The following is a 14,456-nucleotide window of genomic DNA, read 5'->3' on the forward strand; positions in this document are numbered from 1 at the left end:
ACCAAATAAAACGGAAAATACCGTATAGTTTTAATATTTGGTTTAGTTAATAAAAATATGCAACCTTATATTTTAGTTTTGTATTACAGCAAATATGGTTCAACAAAGGAAATGGCACATTTTATTGCCAATGGTGTTGAATCTACTGGAATGGCAGTCAAAATTCGTACTGTTCCAAATATTTCTACAGTGGTTAAACAGGCTGAAGCAAGTATTCCTGATGAGGGAGATATTTACTGTACATTGGATGATTTAGCTCATTGTTCTGGTTTGGCTCTAGGCTCGCCAACACGCTTTGGCAATATGGCATCGGAAATGAAATACTTTTTAGATCAAACCACAAGTTTATGGCTGAGTGGAGCATTGCATAATAAACCAGCTTGTATATTTACTTCATCAGGTTCTATGCATGGAGGTCAAGAGAGTACATTGCTTACGATGCTACCACCTTTATTTCATCATGGGATGATGATTATGGGGTTGACGAATGCGACACCTGCACTATCAAATACAAAAACAGGTGGAACACCTTATGGTGCTAGTCATGTGAGCGGTGCGAGACATGATCAAACAATTAGTCAAGATGAACGTACTTTGTGTGAAGAGCAAGGTAAAAGATTGGCTGAGGTTGCATTAAAATTATTATAAAAAAAAGAGGTTAATACTATATTTAAGTAGTATTAATCTCTTTTTTCTTATTTGAAATTTAATTTAAGAAATTTAATTTTTTTTGAGTATCAATCGGAAGATTTTTACTTGAGAGTCCGCCGCTATTTACTTTGTGGATATGAGGATAAAGATTAATGACGCCCAAGGGACCTAGAAATAGAGATAATGTACAATAAATAATAATATTTTTTCTATATTTTATTAAATTATCTCGTAATTGAGAGTTACTGATTAGTTTTTTATTAATCAGATAAGTAAATAAGATAAAAAAATTAAAAAGAAATAAGCTGATCCATCGAAAGTAGTCATATGCAATTAGACTGAGTGCTAATGGTGACATTGTAAAAATAAAATAATATAAGTAAGAAGTTTTACTTATTGATATTGTTATTAACCTAATTACTGGATAAATAATGATAAGACTTAGAATAATAGGGATGAAGGTTTTTCTTTCAATGAGTGAATGCCAATTCATTAAAAGATTCTCATATAAACTGAGAGAAGTTGTTCTAAATGCAAACTCATTATATCCACGGTACTCTTCATAAGTTGAAATAAGTTTTTCTAAGTGTAGTGTGTTTATTTTTCCAAAATGTGAAATAAGTGTAATTGAAATAATTGATAATGCTAGGAAAACAATAATAGGAATTATTTTTTTATATTCTAAATAGTAGATGGATAAAATGAGAGGTAGGAATATAATTATTCCTGCTTCATGTGTTATTGTTATAAGTGGAATGATTAGTAAAATGTATAAGCTAGATATAATATAGCTTTTTATTTTTATTAAAATGAAAAGAAATAGTAGTGTTAATATTTGGAATATTTGATCAAACCTTCCTGCCTCTAAAATAAATTCAGATAATGTAAAAGAACAAAAGAAAAAACAACTAATATATAGGATTATATTTTTTTTACTTAAATTAGTTTTTTTTAGAATATTAAGAATTAATATGTATAGAAGGTAATAGAGTATAAGAACAATAGAAAAAGAGATGGAGCGAATACTATTATAGTTTTTATTTAAATTTAATTGATTGAAAATTTCACCAATGAAACCCCGTTGCATAAATCCATATTCATAACTAAATAGCCATGTACTATACATATAGGGGTCAAGGGTTAGACTAAAGTCAAGACTATAAACTCTACTATGAATAAATAGAACAATAGTTAAGATTAAAAATGGAGTAAATAAATAAAGTTGGATTTTTTCATTTTTAAAAAGCTGTAACATAACTTAAATCCAACACTTCATTGTTGAAACGATGTATAGTAAATAAGCCACACATATGCCTATAATAATTCCACCTAAAATTTCTAAACGAGTGTGCCCCATACGTTCACGCAAATTTGGTTTTATAATTAAATTCTCACTTAAGGTATTAATAGCTTTGGCATGTTTTCCAACTTGTTGTCTAAGACTGTTTGCATCTAAAAGTACAATAAAAGATAGAGTCAAAGCGACACCAAAAGCAGGTGTATTTAAGCCTTCTTTAAATGCAATAAGTGCTGTAGTACTACTGACAATCGCACTATGATTGCTTGGCATTCCACCATAACCGACAAGTCCAAATGCTAGTTTTTTAGCCTTTATACTATTAATAAAAAACTTTAAGCAACCTGCGCTTAGCCATGCACAAAATGGTGTGATTAAATAAATAAAATAATTTAATTGCATTCTATATATCTTCAAATAGATGGTAATAGTGACCATATACAGCATGTAATCCATGCTGTAACTGTGAGAAGAATTTGCCAATCTTGTATTATTACATCTGTTGGCGATTCACCTTCTTCTAGTGTTTCTACAATGAACCAATATCGATATAAACCAAACATGACAAATGGAATGGTCATAATTAATTGAGGTTGAACATCCATTACATAAAGACTATAAAAGACAATAGAAGTAACAGCTGACATTTCGGCAAAGCGATTAATTAAAGAAATGGAATAGTGAGCTAATACACCTCGTCCTAAAGAACCATTATTGATTAATTCTTGGCGACGCTTAATTGATGCTAAGTAAAGTGAGATACTTAGAGTTGTAACAAACATCCAGTTAGATACAGGTACCGCTAAAACAACAGCCCCTGCATAAACTCTTAAAACAAAACCAAATGCAACAACAAATATTTCAATGACAGGTTCATGTTTGAGCTTAAATGTATATGCCCAGTTTAAGGTTAAATATATTGTAATGACATAAATTAAATTTGGTTCATAAAACCATACACTTGCAAGTATTAAATAAATAATAATAAGTAAAGTAATTGCACTTTTTGTTGAAACATTACCTGATGCTAAAGGTCGTTTAAAACATTTTTCTGGATGTGCTTTATCTTTTTCAATATCTTTTAAATCATTAACAATATATACAGCTGATGCTGCTAGACAAAATATTAATGCAGCAAAAATAGTAGATTCAATTGAATTTAAATTTAGAAATAAACCAGAAAATATTAATGGAGCAAATACAAAACTATTTTTAACCCATTGTTTTGGGCGAATGAGTTTTAACAGACCTTTAATTTCTACTAGGATGGATTTCTTTACTGTTATATTATACATGGTAACTCAGAAGAAGAATCTTTTTGAAAAATGATAAATGTTTTTAAACTAACAACGCTATACTTTTGTTTTGCATTGATAGCAACAATATTGAATATATTAGCACAACAAATAATGGTGTATGTTTATTGGGGTAAATTTCAAATATTAATTTCATTAATATTCGGCACTATTGTTGGGTTATTAGTAAAGTATTTTTTGGATAAGAAATATATATTTAAATATAAGGTTTTTAGTTTTAATGATGATGCTAGATTATTTGCTTTATATTCATTAATGGGCGTTTTTACAACATTTATTTTTTGGGGGTTTGAATTTTTATTTTATTATATGTTTGAAAATAGAAGCATGCGTTATATTGGAGCTGTTATAGGTTTATTTATTGGTTATATTATTAAATACTTTCTAGATAAAAAGTATGTTTTTAGGATCTAGTAAAATGAAGAAAATTAAATCATGGGGTCGATTATCTAATAATAATCATTTAATTTTTAATATAAAAAACATCACTAATATTCAATGTGAAATTAAAAATAATTTACCCGGAATTATGCATGGTTTAGGTCGTAGTTATGGTGATGTGGCTTTAAATAGTGGTGGTTGTTTATGGATGGGAAACCAACTCAATCATTTTATTTCATTTGATAAAGATTTAGGTGTTTTATATTGTGAGGCCGGCTCATCCTTACAAGATATACATCGTACTTTAGTACCACAAGGTTGGATGCTTCCGGTTACACCTGGAACTCAGGTTATTACAGTGGGTGGAGCTATAGCGAATGATGTTCATGGTAAAAATCATCATGTTTTAGGTTCTTTTGGAGATCATGTTTTAGAATTTACTTTGTTAAAAACAACGGGTGAGATTTTTCAATGCTCTAGAACAAATCATTCAGAACTATTTTTTGCCACAATTGGTGGTATTGGTTTAACAGGAATTATTTTGACAGCAAAAATACAATTAAGAGCTGTTCAAGGACCTTGGCTAGAAGCTGAAACGGTTCCATATTATGATTTAAATGAGTTTTTTGAACTAGCTGATTCTTCTGAAAAAAAATGGGAGCATACGGTTTCTTGGATTGATTGTATGAATGGTAAGCAGGCACGTGGATTATTTATGCGTGCAAATTTATGTGATGCAAAAGAATCTATTCAAGAGTCGGTCATCAAAGATAAGATTTTCCCTATTGCTCCGCCTATTTCATTGGTAAATCATTTAAGTCTGCCACTATTTAATTTTGCTTATTTTCATAAAAATCGTTTAAGCCATCATCATAAGATTGTTCATTATGAGCCTTTTTTTATCCTTTAGATGCGATACATGAGTGGAATAAAATGTATGGACCTAAGGGTTTTTATCAGTATCAAAGTGTTATACCGAGACATTTAGGATTTGATGCAACTCAAGAAATGTTAAAAGTGATTAAAAAGTCAGGTGAGGGGTCTTTTTTAGCTGTATTAAAAACATTTGGCGATAGAGAGTCAGGAGGATTATTAAGTTTTCCTCAGCCAGGAGTAACACTCGCTTTAGATTTTCCAAATCGGGGTCTAAAAACAGAAAAGTTATTTAATGCGCTTGATGCGATTGTCCGCGAGGCACAAGGACGACTGTATTTGGCAAAAGATGCTCGAATGCCAAGATCATTATTTGAAGCAGGTTATCCGAAATTTAATGAATTTTTAAAATATAAAGATCCAAATATCAGTTCAGACATGTCGAGACGACTATTAGGTGTATAAATGTTAAATAAACAAAAAATTTTAATTATCGGTGGAACATCTGCAATTGCTGAGCAATGTGCGAGACAATGGCTATCTCAAGGAATGATTGATGCGATTCTAGTTGGTCGTAATCAAGAAAAATTAGAAAGGATTGTAAATGATTTAAGAGTGAGATTTCCTCAAAGTAAGATCGATTTTCAGTTGGTAGATTTTCTATCCATTTCATCTATTCAAGAATGTATTAATAACGCATATTTAGATTCGCCAATCGATATTGCTTTAATCGCACATGGAACATTACCTGATCAAATTTTGTGTGAAAACAAAATGAAAGACTTGAAACAAGCTATTGAAATTAATGCATTTTCTCCAGTGGTTTTTGCAGAATCGATTTTAAATAAAATGATTCAATTGGATTCTGGAAAACTTGCTGTGATTGGGTCTGTAGCTGGAGATCGTGGTCGGAAATCAAACTATGTTTATGGTGCATCAAAAGCTTTTATTGATAGATATGTAGAAGGTATGCAACATCGCTTAGCTTTGATCAAGTCATCTGTGAGCGTGACATTAATTAAACCAGGACCAACAGCAACACCGATGACAGAAGAGATTTCAGGGAAAGGAAAATTTGCAAGTCCTGAACAAGTTGCAAAAGAAATAGTAAAAGGAGTTTTAAAAGCTAAAAGAACAATTTATACACCTAAAAAATGGGCAATAATTATGTTTGTTATACGACATTTACCTTTCTTTTTATTTAAAAAAATGGATATATAGTTGTAGATGGTAAAATAGATTAATTTTAAAAGAGGTTGTGTAACCTCTTTTATTTGCAATGAATTTCTTTAAACTTACATTGGCATTGCTTGCATTTAAAATCTAAAAAAATATTTTTATCAATAATAACACCTGCTTTTTTTCCATAAATATTACCTAAAATACCACCTGTAATACCGATGCCAATAGCGCCAACAAATGTTCCAACAGCACCACCAACGATAATGCCTAATGGACCTGCAACAGTAGTTTCGATTGCAGCACCAATGGATGCTCCAGAAGCTGCACCACTAACACTACCAGCTGTGGCACCTGCTGAAGACATTAAAATTCCACCAATTTTTTTTAGTTGTTTATCATGATCACGTTGTTCAATATCTGTTGAACCACACTTAGGGCATATGATGATAGGTTGTATAATGATTTTTATAAATGGCTGAATCGTTAACATTGTAGCGAAGATTAGGGGTGTTTGAGTATGGTAGATTTATATTGTTATCACTCGAATAGTAAAATAAAAATGCCTGAATTTTATTCAGGCATTTTTATTAAGAAAATTTTATTTAAATAATTAATCACGTACAAATTCAACAGTACCATTTGCTAAAGATTTTACTCGAGCAAGTGATTCAACACGATAGCCTTTTTCTAAAAGCAGATCACGACCTGGTTGGAATGATTTTTCGATCACAATACCAATACCCACAACTTCAGCATTTGCTTGATGGATTAAATCTGCTAATCCTAGTGCAGCTTGTCCATTTGCAAGGAAATCATCAATCACTAAAACTTTATCAGTTGAGCTGATGTGCTTGTTTGAGATCGCAATTGTACTTTCAATTTGTTTTGTGAAAGAGAATACTTTTGAGCGATACAAATCATCTTTTAATGTCAGTGATTGGTATTTACGTGCAAAAATTACAGGAACACCGAGTTCTAAGCCAGCCATAACAGCAGGTGCAATACCTGAGGCTTCAATCGTAATGATTTTGGTAATGCCAGCATCTTTAAAAAGACGAGCAAATTCTTGACCAATTAATTGCATCATTACTGGATCGATTTGATGGTTTAAGAAAGAATCGACTTTCAGAACTTCTTCAGATAGGACGATACCTTCAGCTAAGATTTTCTGTTCTAGTGCATGCACGGGAGAATCCTCAGGAGCGGGTGCTTGTGAAAGCAAATGCATATTTTAAAAAGCATTAGAAAAAATGCAAGTAAAATTCGCTTCTGTCTTAGATGCTTGTGTTCTTATAGTTAGTTAATAACAACCCATAGCTGTTTTTTTGATCAATATGTGACACTTTTATAGGTGCATAATCAAGTGATGGGGCAAGCCAGAAAATGGTTTCACGTCCAGGCTTTGTATTTTTCATTACAATTTTGATAGTGTCATATGTTGTATTTCCTGCCTTAATTTTTTCTGTGCCTTGTTTAATAAATTGACGTGATTCAACTTCTTTTGCATCAGCAATGAGGTAATTAGATTTTAAAGCATTCTTTTTTAAATCTTCACGAATTTGAAGTTCAGCATTTAGCTCATCTAAAACACCATTTTTCCAAGCCAATGAACGTGTTTTATCATCTTTTTTTGTATTAATGATTCGTGAGTTGGGATCAAACTTCATATTCATACTTTTATTGTGAACAAGAACTTTACTTGTTCTAGTAAAACTATTTGAAATAATTTGAGATTCATTTAATGTGAATTGGCTGCTTTCTTTGGCCGAGGCAAGTCCCACAGCTTTAGCTGCAAAAACGTAGCTCCATTGATTTCCTGATTTACTTAAAGTACGTGTCGCAGAACCTACATTTTTACCATTATATTGAAATTGATAAGATGCTTGAAATGGATTCATTGCAAATGCATGGCAACTCAAAGCACTTGTGAATAGTATGCTTGTTATGCTAGCAACTTTTGCTAAGTTCTTGAATTTAGAATTGACCATGATTCATATTCCTATGTTTTAAGTAGGCAAAACATATTGCGATATGATGATTATGCAAATGAATCATGTAGTAAAAATGCAGATTAGGCTTTGTAAGTGTAAAGCCTATCTACATAATGATTTTAAAATTTATGTATTTTCAGGTGTTATTGTAGGATCAGGCATTTTATTGAGCAATGCAGCTAAGTTTAGATTGCCAAAAACAATAAGCTTTTTTTCTCTAAGTTCAGCATGATTCACATGAACTTTACTTAAGGTGTCGAGTACAGATTCGCTTTTACCTAGCCAGCGATTTAAATCTAAATGGAGTAGATCATCTTTGACTTTTATTACATCTAGTTTTTCTAAAATTGTTCCTAAAGGATCTCTATCTAATATTTTTTGATAATAGAATTTTGCTGCATAAACACCCCATTTGTGGAAAATATTTGGGTATTTTGCTTGAACGATATTAGTTTTACTAATTTGTTCGAAGACAATAAGTTGAGTTTTTTTATTCATCTCCATTTGGAGTAACTTAAGATCGACTGAAAGGGTGATGTCTAAACCTTGATAATTAAGAGTTGCATATAAGCGTAACCAATCATCATGCAAATCAGCATGAAGGTCTTTAAGCATTGTGACATTATCTGTGACAAAACGTTGGAATGTTGCATTTAGAAATGCCTCAGATAATGCAAATTCACGTTCATCTTCAATAAATCCTTCTGTTTTTTTATAAAAATGGTGCATGTATTTAGAGAGATTTGATATCAGAGTTTGCATAAAGAGCATTCCAAATCGTTATTGAAACTGAATATAAATGAATATTAGATGAACACGCTTAAATCTTAGTAAAAAGCATATGACGAATCCATGCAGTTTAACAAATTATTTGGAGTTCTATTAAATATTTTATGTTTAAGTTCAGTTTGTTGATTTTATTTAATATTTTAGTGGCTTAGGTTTTAGATGGTGGATGTGGGAAGCATATTTGTCTCATTATTATTTTGAATATAACGTTTATAAACTTCACAGATTTCAATACTGAAAAACTTGTACTATTTTTCTTTACCGAGTTGTTGAGCAATTTGATGCTCTGTATCGTAATGCCAAGCTTTAATATCTTCTAAGTTATTCCAATAAGATAGTGCAATTTCATTTTTATCAACGCAAAACGATTCAAATTTTTGACAATTAAACTTTAAAAGTGCTCGGTCTCTAAGTTTTGTTGCCATCTCGTTATATTCTTGATCAAATTCATTAATAATCGCTTTAAATATCACAACGTATCTCATTTTATAAATCTCTTATTGTTTTAAAAATTGTCGTTGAAATTGGATGATATTAAAAAAGCGAGCCGTAGCTCGCTTTATTTAATCTTGTTCTAAATAAGGATTTTCAAATCCTAATTTTTTAAGAATCTCAATTTCTAAGCTTTCCATTTCTTCGGCATCTTCTTCAGATGTTTCATGGTCATAGCCCATTAAGTGAAGCGTTCCGTGAACTAACATATGGGTAAAATGTGTTAGTGGTGCTTTGTGTTGTTCAGTTGCTTCACGAAGTACAACGGGAATACAAATAACCAAATCACCAATAGGAAATGTTTCTAAAATTTGAGCCATTTCATCAGGTAAATCACTTGGGAAAGATAAGACATTAGTTGGTTTATCTTTACCACGATATTCTAAATTGAGTTTATGGCTCTCATCATTATCAACACAAGCAATACCAATTTCACAATCACTTTGTGTATCAATATGACGTAAAGATGTTTCTACAACTTTTTTAATATAGGCACGTTTCAAGACCAATTCTAGTGCTTGAAAATCCTGTTGTAGGGAAAGACTAAGTTTCAAAATGAATCCTTAAATTTAAATCAATTTAATGCTGTGCATCCGCAGCAGCATCATTTTCAGCAATTAATGCTTCTTGACGTGCTTTACGTTCAGCACGTGCTTCGGCACTTAAACGCTGTTGCTCGCTGTCCCATCCCTCATAAGCTTCAACAATTTTTTGAACAAGTTGATGGCGTACAACATCACGAGAATGGAAGCGCGTGATATGAATTTCTTTAATTTTTTCCACCACACGTAAAGCATGTGAAAGACCTGATTGTTGTCCACGAGGTAAATCAACCTGTGTAACATCACCTGTAATGACTGCACGTGAACCAAATCCTAAACGAGTGAGGAACATCTTCATTTGTTCAGGTGTTGTATTTTGTGCTTCATCTAGAATTACAAAAGAATGGTTGAGTGTACGTCCACGCATGTAGGCAAGTGGTGCAACTTCAATCACTTGACGTTCAATGAGTTTAGCCACTTTTTCAAAACCAAGCATTTCATAAAGTGCATCATAAAGCGGGCGTAAATATGGGTCGATTTTTTGAGTTAAATCTCCAGGAAGGAAACCTAACTTTTCACCTGCTTCAACAGCAGGACGAACCAAAAGAATACGCTGAATTTCATTGCGTTCAAGCATATCTACGGCAGCGGCTACAGCAAGATAAGTTTTACCTGTACCTGCTGGACCAATACCAAATGAAATATCACTTTGTAAAATACGTTGTACATAACGTTTTTGGTTTGCACCACGAGGATTAATTCGACCTTTACGTGTTTGTAACCAAACATCATCAAGACCGGTGTGTTCTTGACCTTCGAAATTCTCTTGAAGCTCGCGGTCTGTTTGACTACCTTGAATCATCATGTGAAGAATATCTGCAGTAATATGCGGATTAATTTCACTTTCTTCATGTAATCGATGCAAGAGCCCTTCGGCTCTTTCAACTGCATCGATTTCGCCATCAATAAAAAATGCATCTCCACGGTGGGAAATTTTGACATCTAAACGTTGTTCGATTTGTTTCAAATGACCGTTATAAGCACCTAAAATACTTTGTAAACGGTCAAGTGAAAGACCAGGAAAAGTTACTGTACGTCGAATCGCTGCAGTCAAGAGAATTCCTTTTATAAAGTAGACTAATTTATAGCTCTACATTACGCCACGTCAGGCTCAAGATTCAAGAGTTCACCATAAACTAAATTCAAAGTTTTGATCTCTGTAATCTCAATTTCCGCGAAACGACCGACCCAAGAAGCATCACCAACAAATGTTACTAAACGTGTGTTATCTGCAGTACCAACTAAAATGTTCGGATCTTTATTTGAAACATTTTCAATGAGTACACGTTGAACTGTGCCTAACATTGCATCAGTTTTGTCGATACTTGAACGCTTAATCCATTGTTGAACTTTCGCTAAGCGTTCTTTTTTCACATCTTCAGGAGTGGTATCTTCAAGTTCAGACGCAGGTGTACCTGGACGTTTTGAATATACAAAGCTATAAGAGTGGTCAAAGTCCATGTCTTTAATAAACTGATATGTTTCTTCAAAATTTTCATCAGTTTCACCAGGGAAACCAATAATAAAGTCTGAAGATAAGTGCATATCTGGACGAACTTTACGTAATTTAGCAATTTTCTCGATATAAACATCAATTGTATGGTTACGTTTCATTGCTTGAAGTACATCGTTTGAACCACTTTGTACAGGCAAGTGAAGATGAGAAACCATTTGTGGTAAATCACGATAACATTCAATTAAATCATCGTTGAATTCAAGTGGGTGAGAAGTGGTATAGCGAATACGACCAATTCCTGGAATTTCTGCAACTAATCGAAGTAAATCTGCAAATGTACAGATTTCACCTTCAAAAGTTTCACCACGATAGCCATTTACATTTTGACCTAGAAGTGAAATTTCACGTACGCCTTTTTCGGCTAATGTTGCAATTTCAGCAAGAACATCATCAAGTGGGCGAGAAACTTCTTCACCACGTGTATATGGAACAACACAGAAAGAGCAATATTTTGAACAGCCTTCCATGATTGAAACAAAGGCTTTATAGCCTTCTACACGCGGTTCAGGTAAAAAGTCGAATTTTTCAATATCTGGGAAAGAAATATCAACGAGTTTAATTTTTTCTTTTTTCGGTTTTTCTACCTGCTCGAAATGTTGATCTAACATTTGCGGTAAACGGTGTAAAGTTTGTGGGCCAAAAATCATGTCAACATAATTTGCACGTTTTTGAATATTGTCACCTTCTTGCGATGCAACACAACCACCAACACCAATAATCAGGTCAGGATTTTTTTCTTTAAGTTTGCGCCAACGACCCAATTCAGAAAATACTTTTTCTTGTGCTTTTTCACGAATTGAACAGGTATTCATGAGTAGAATATCTGCTTCTTTAGGATCTGTTGTAAGAACATATCCATGAGAATCGCCTAACAAGTCTGCCATACGGTGACTGTCATACTCATTCATTTGACACCCTTGTGTTTCAATGTACAGCTTTTTAACTGAATCATGAACAACATGAGTGTGCTCTGGCTGGGTAACAGTGTTTTCTGAGGCAGCTTGGGCACCATTTGGAATGAAGGTTTGAACCGTCATGTAGGCTCCTAAAAAGAAAAGATAACAAAAGATTTAATTTTGCCTTATCATATATAAAATTCACTGATTTCTGTGAAATGTGAATAATAAATAGCAAGTAGTAAAAAATTAAATCTAAAGATATGAGAAAGGCGCATATTTTAACAGGAAAACACCTTAAACTTATAGCCTAAAATAATAAAGGCATAGGTATTGTTTTTGACAATTATAAGCTTTGGGATTTACTATAGTTTAATCATGATGTTACATAACAGAACAATACTTTTATTGAGAATAATTAAACTATATACATGGTAAAATTAAGCATTTATGGGTTTGGATAAGAGAAATGGGCGGAAATATGCTTAATATGCAAAAAAAGCATTTTAATATTGATTCAAAGCAGTTTGTGTTGGGTTTTGTCTCAATATTCATGCTTTCTTCAGCATATGCAGCAGAAGAGCAGTTTAGTGATGCATTAAAAGCCGCAAATTCAGGAAATACAAGTTTATTGCAACAATACCAAACATCCATGGAGAGTGATGTTTTAGGATATTATCCAGAGTATTGGATGCTAAATAGAAACTTAGCTTCTCAACCTATTAGTGCAATTACAAGTTTTGCTGAACGTTATCCTCAATCTGCTATGGCAGAAAAATTATCCGCTGACTATGTAGAAGAGAAGGTAAAAAAAGCTGATTTCATAAATGTTCAAGCCGTTTTACCTTATATTACAAATCCAGATCAAGCTGAAAGCTGTGCTATTGCTCAAGTTCGTGCTCGCTCAGGCGACTCTCTTGTGTTTCTTGAAAATAAAGAAGCATGGTTAACAACAAACTCTCAACCTCAATCATGTACTGATCTCGCTAAAATGATGTTGGATAGTCCATTGATGACTAAAGAAGATAGAAAGCACAGATTATGGGTGCAGTTACGTTCAGGTCAGGCTGGTCCTGCTGTAGCAACATCACAAACACTAGGATTAAATTTATCATTAACCCAACTTAATGTAATTCAAGACAATCCTTTAAATTATTTGTGGTCTGCTCCGAAAGTGACAGATGCTGATTATGCATATTTGATATATGCAATTGGTCGTTTGGCAGATAGTGATTTAAATACTGCATTATCTTCAGTGAGTGTGGCTGCTCAAGGCACACCTGAAAATGTACAAAAAGCTTTGTATAGAACTGTTGGCTATATTGGTGGTACAACAGTAATGAAAAATAATTTTAACCGAGAAGTATTAAATAGTTTTGAAGCAAGTTATGGCATTCCTTTTAGTCATGAAGAAGCTGAAATTTATGCTCGCCAAGCGATTCGTTTTGGTGCTTGGGAAAGTCTTATTCGTGCAATTGATTCAATGACAGCTAATCAGCAAAAAGAAGATCGTTGGCAATATTGGTTAGCACGTGCATATGAACAACGTAATGACCATGCTTCGAAGACTAAAGCACGAGAAATTTTCCAAAAATTATCTCATGGTGATGATTATCATAATTTATTGGCTAAAGATCATATTGGACAGAATTATAAAAATTTTCCAACCAATCATGAACCATCATCACATGATATGCAGCGTTTAAATCAAGATATACATTTTCAACGTGCTTTTACATTGAAGGCAATTAATGCACCTGCAACTTATATTAATCGTGAGTGGAATTGGGCTGTTCGTCAGGCATATTTAAAGCATGATGATGGTTTAATTTTAGCAGCTGCTAAACGTGCAACAGATATGGGGTGGTATGATCGAGCAATTTATGCTGCAGATCGAACAACCAACAAACATAACTATAGCTATAAATATGCAATGCCATATAAAAATTTTGTGGTTTTGCATAGCCAAAATGCGGGTATTGATCCTGCTTGGGCATATGGTTTAATGAGACAAGAAAGTCGATTTAATACAGGTGCTCGTTCGCATGTAGGAGCGGGCGGTTTAATGCAAATTATGCCTGACACTGCTAAATTAGTTGCCAGACGAATGGGTGAGTCATATAACCCAGCAGCATTATCTGATATGAATACCAATATTCGCTATGGAACATACTATTTATCTATGATTCAAGGACAATTAAGTGATAGTTCTGTCCTAGCAACAGCTGGTTATAATGCAGGTCCAAATCGAGCACGCCGTTGGCAGCCTGAATTTAGTGAATTGGCAGCAGATCAATATACTGAAACGATTCCTTTGTCTGAAACGCGTGATTACGTAAAACATGTGATGACAAATGCTACCCATTATGGTGTATTACTTGGTCAAGGTGGTCAATCTATTGGTCAGCGAATGAAAACGATTCCTTTAAGAAATACCCAATAATAGCGAGCTCAAGTTTTTAGGTTTTTG

The 14,456-nt window shown here is 33.1% G+C and carries 15 protein-coding genes and 1 pseudogene; 5 read left to right on the forward strand and 11 right to left on the reverse strand.

Going from position 1 to position 14,456, the window contains the following annotated elements:
• Positions 1-57 precede the first annotated feature (57 nt).
• Positions 58-648 carry an NAD(P)H:quinone oxidoreductase gene (wrbA, locus tag AOY20_RS05965; RefSeq protein ID WP_054581016.1) on the forward strand — a complete coding sequence of 197 codons (591 nt, stop codon included), beginning with the start codon at positions 58-60 and terminating at the stop codon, positions 646-648.
• Positions 649-706: 58 nt separating this feature from the next.
• Here the strand turns inward: wrbA and AOY20_RS05970 are convergent, their stop codons facing one another.
• Genes AOY20_RS05970 through AOY20_RS05980 form a run of 3 tightly spaced genes read right to left on the reverse strand, consistent with a single transcriptional unit; the run spans position 707 to position 3,243 of the window.
• Positions 707-1,906 (reverse strand): hypothetical protein, encoded by a 1,200-nt coding sequence (locus AOY20_RS05970; protein ID WP_054581017.1) that lies wholly within the window; start codon positions 1,904-1,906, stop codon positions 707-709.
• Positions 1,907-1,909: 3 nt separating this feature from the next.
• Positions 1,910-2,350 (reverse strand): divergent PAP2 family protein, encoded by a 441-nt coding sequence (locus AOY20_RS05975; RefSeq protein ID WP_054581018.1) that lies wholly within the window; start codon positions 2,348-2,350, stop codon positions 1,910-1,912.
• A gap of 11 nt (positions 2,351-2,361) precedes the next feature.
• A complete protein-coding gene (locus AOY20_RS05980) occupies positions 2,362-3,243 on the reverse strand; it encodes a decaprenyl-phosphate phosphoribosyltransferase (RefSeq protein WP_054581019.1) in 882 nt (293 codons plus the stop codon).
• Positions 3,244-3,273: 30 nt separating this feature from the next.
• Between AOY20_RS05980 and AOY20_RS05985 the strand changes: the two genes are divergently transcribed.
• The 3 genes and pseudogenes from AOY20_RS05985 (at position 3,274) to AOY20_RS05995 (ending at position 5,739) form a co-directional block, all read left to right on the forward strand.
• Positions 3,274-3,678 carry a GtrA family protein gene (locus tag AOY20_RS05985; RefSeq protein ID WP_054581020.1) on the forward strand — a complete coding sequence of 135 codons (405 nt, stop codon included), beginning with the start codon at positions 3,274-3,276 and terminating at the stop codon, positions 3,676-3,678.
• Between the two features lie 4 nt (positions 3,679-3,682).
• A pseudogene (locus AOY20_RS05990) lies at positions 3,683-4,983 on the forward strand (FAD-binding oxidoreductase).
• Positions 4,984-5,739: an SDR family NAD(P)-dependent oxidoreductase gene (locus AOY20_RS05995; RefSeq protein ID WP_054581021.1), complete on the forward strand. Its 756-nt coding sequence runs from the start codon at positions 4,984-4,986 to the stop codon at positions 5,737-5,739.
• 49 nt (positions 5,740-5,788) lie between these two features.
• Here AOY20_RS05995 and AOY20_RS06000 read toward each other — a convergent pair whose 3' ends face one another.
• The 8 genes from AOY20_RS06000 to miaB all read right to left on the reverse strand — a co-directional run bounded on the left by AOY20_RS06000 (position 5,789) and on the right by miaB (position 12,127).
• Entirely contained in the window at positions 5,789-6,145 is a 357-nt protein-coding gene (locus AOY20_RS06000) for a hypothetical protein (RefSeq protein ID WP_054582548.1), read from the reverse strand.
• A gap of 165 nt (positions 6,146-6,310) precedes the next feature.
• Entirely contained in the window at positions 6,311-6,886 is a 576-nt protein-coding gene (locus tag AOY20_RS06005; protein ID WP_054582549.1) for a xanthine phosphoribosyltransferase, read from the reverse strand.
• A gap of 88 nt (positions 6,887-6,974) precedes the next feature.
• Complete coding sequence (locus AOY20_RS06010) at positions 6,975-7,688, reverse strand: DUF3108 domain-containing protein (RefSeq protein ID WP_054581022.1); 714 nt, start codon at positions 7,686-7,688, stop codon at positions 6,975-6,977.
• Positions 7,689-7,817: 129 nt separating this feature from the next.
• Positions 7,818-8,453 (reverse strand): hypothetical protein, encoded by a 636-nt coding sequence (locus tag AOY20_RS06015; RefSeq protein ID WP_054581023.1) that lies wholly within the window; start codon positions 8,451-8,453, stop codon positions 7,818-7,820.
• A gap of 275 nt (positions 8,454-8,728) precedes the next feature.
• Positions 8,729-8,965: an antibiotic biosynthesis monooxygenase family protein gene (locus tag AOY20_RS06020; RefSeq protein ID WP_054581024.1), complete on the reverse strand. Its 237-nt coding sequence runs from the start codon at positions 8,963-8,965 to the stop codon at positions 8,729-8,731.
• A gap of 78 nt (positions 8,966-9,043) precedes the next feature.
• Positions 9,044-9,526: an rRNA maturation RNase YbeY gene (gene ybeY / locus AOY20_RS06025; RefSeq protein WP_054581025.1), complete on the reverse strand. Its 483-nt coding sequence runs from the start codon at positions 9,524-9,526 to the stop codon at positions 9,044-9,046.
• A 25-nt stretch (positions 9,527-9,551) separates the two neighbouring features.
• Positions 9,552-10,628 carry a PhoH family protein gene (locus AOY20_RS06030; RefSeq protein WP_054581026.1) on the reverse strand — a complete coding sequence of 359 codons (1,077 nt, stop codon included), beginning with the start codon at positions 10,626-10,628 and terminating at the stop codon, positions 9,552-9,554.
• 41 nt (positions 10,629-10,669) lie between these two features.
• Positions 10,670-12,127, reverse strand: coding sequence for a tRNA (N6-isopentenyl adenosine(37)-C2)-methylthiotransferase MiaB (gene miaB, locus AOY20_RS06035; RefSeq protein WP_054581027.1), 1,458 nt, complete (start codon positions 12,125-12,127; stop codon positions 10,670-10,672).
• 412 nt (positions 12,128-12,539) lie between these two features.
• Between miaB and AOY20_RS06040 the strand changes: the two genes are divergently transcribed.
• Complete coding sequence (locus tag AOY20_RS06040; RefSeq protein WP_417855889.1) at positions 12,540-14,429, forward strand: lytic transglycosylase domain-containing protein; 1,890 nt, start codon at positions 12,540-12,542, stop codon at positions 14,427-14,429.
• Positions 14,430-14,456 lie beyond the last annotated feature (27 nt).

This window comes from Acinetobacter equi, from assembly GCF_001307195.1.
GTDB lineage: Bacteria > Pseudomonadota > Gammaproteobacteria > Pseudomonadales > Moraxellaceae > Acinetobacter > Acinetobacter equi.

What these genes read in the sequence shown, in the direction of transcription:
- wrbA (WP_054581016.1), top strand. Translation starts at nt 58, where the DNA reads ATGCAACCTTATATTTTAGTTTTGTATTACAGCAAATATGGTTCAACA.
- AOY20_RS05985 (WP_054581020.1), top strand. Translation starts at nt 3,274, where the DNA reads ATGATAAATGTTTTTAAACTAACAACGCTATACTTTTGTTTTGCATTG.
- AOY20_RS05970 (WP_054581017.1), bottom strand. Translation starts at nt 1,906, where the DNA reads ATGTTACAGCTTTTTAAAAATGAAAAAATCCAACTTTATTTATTTACT.
- AOY20_RS06015 (WP_054581023.1), bottom strand. Translation starts at nt 8,453, where the DNA reads ATGCAAACTCTGATATCAAATCTCTCTAAATACATGCACCATTTTTAT.
- AOY20_RS06040 (WP_417855889.1), top strand. Translation starts at nt 12,540, where the DNA reads ATGCTTTCTTCAGCATATGCAGCAGAAGAGCAGTTTAGTGATGCATTA.
- AOY20_RS05975 (WP_054581018.1), bottom strand. Translation starts at nt 2,350, where the DNA reads ATGCAATTAAATTATTTTATTTATTTAATCACACCATTTTGTGCATGG.
- AOY20_RS05995 (WP_054581021.1), top strand. Translation starts at nt 4,984, where the DNA reads ATGTTAAATAAACAAAAAATTTTAATTATCGGTGGAACATCTGCAATT.
- AOY20_RS05980 (WP_054581019.1), bottom strand. Translation starts at nt 3,243, where the DNA reads ATGTATAATATAACAGTAAAGAAATCCATCCTAGTAGAAATTAAAGGT.
- AOY20_RS06020 (WP_054581024.1), bottom strand. Translation starts at nt 8,965, where the DNA reads ATGAGATACGTTGTGATATTTAAAGCGATTATTAATGAATTTGATCAA.
- AOY20_RS06010 (WP_054581022.1), bottom strand. Translation starts at nt 7,688, where the DNA reads ATGGTCAATTCTAAATTCAAGAACTTAGCAAAAGTTGCTAGCATAACA.
- miaB (WP_054581027.1), bottom strand. Translation starts at nt 12,127, where the DNA reads ATGACGGTTCAAACCTTCATTCCAAATGGTGCCCAAGCTGCCTCAGAA.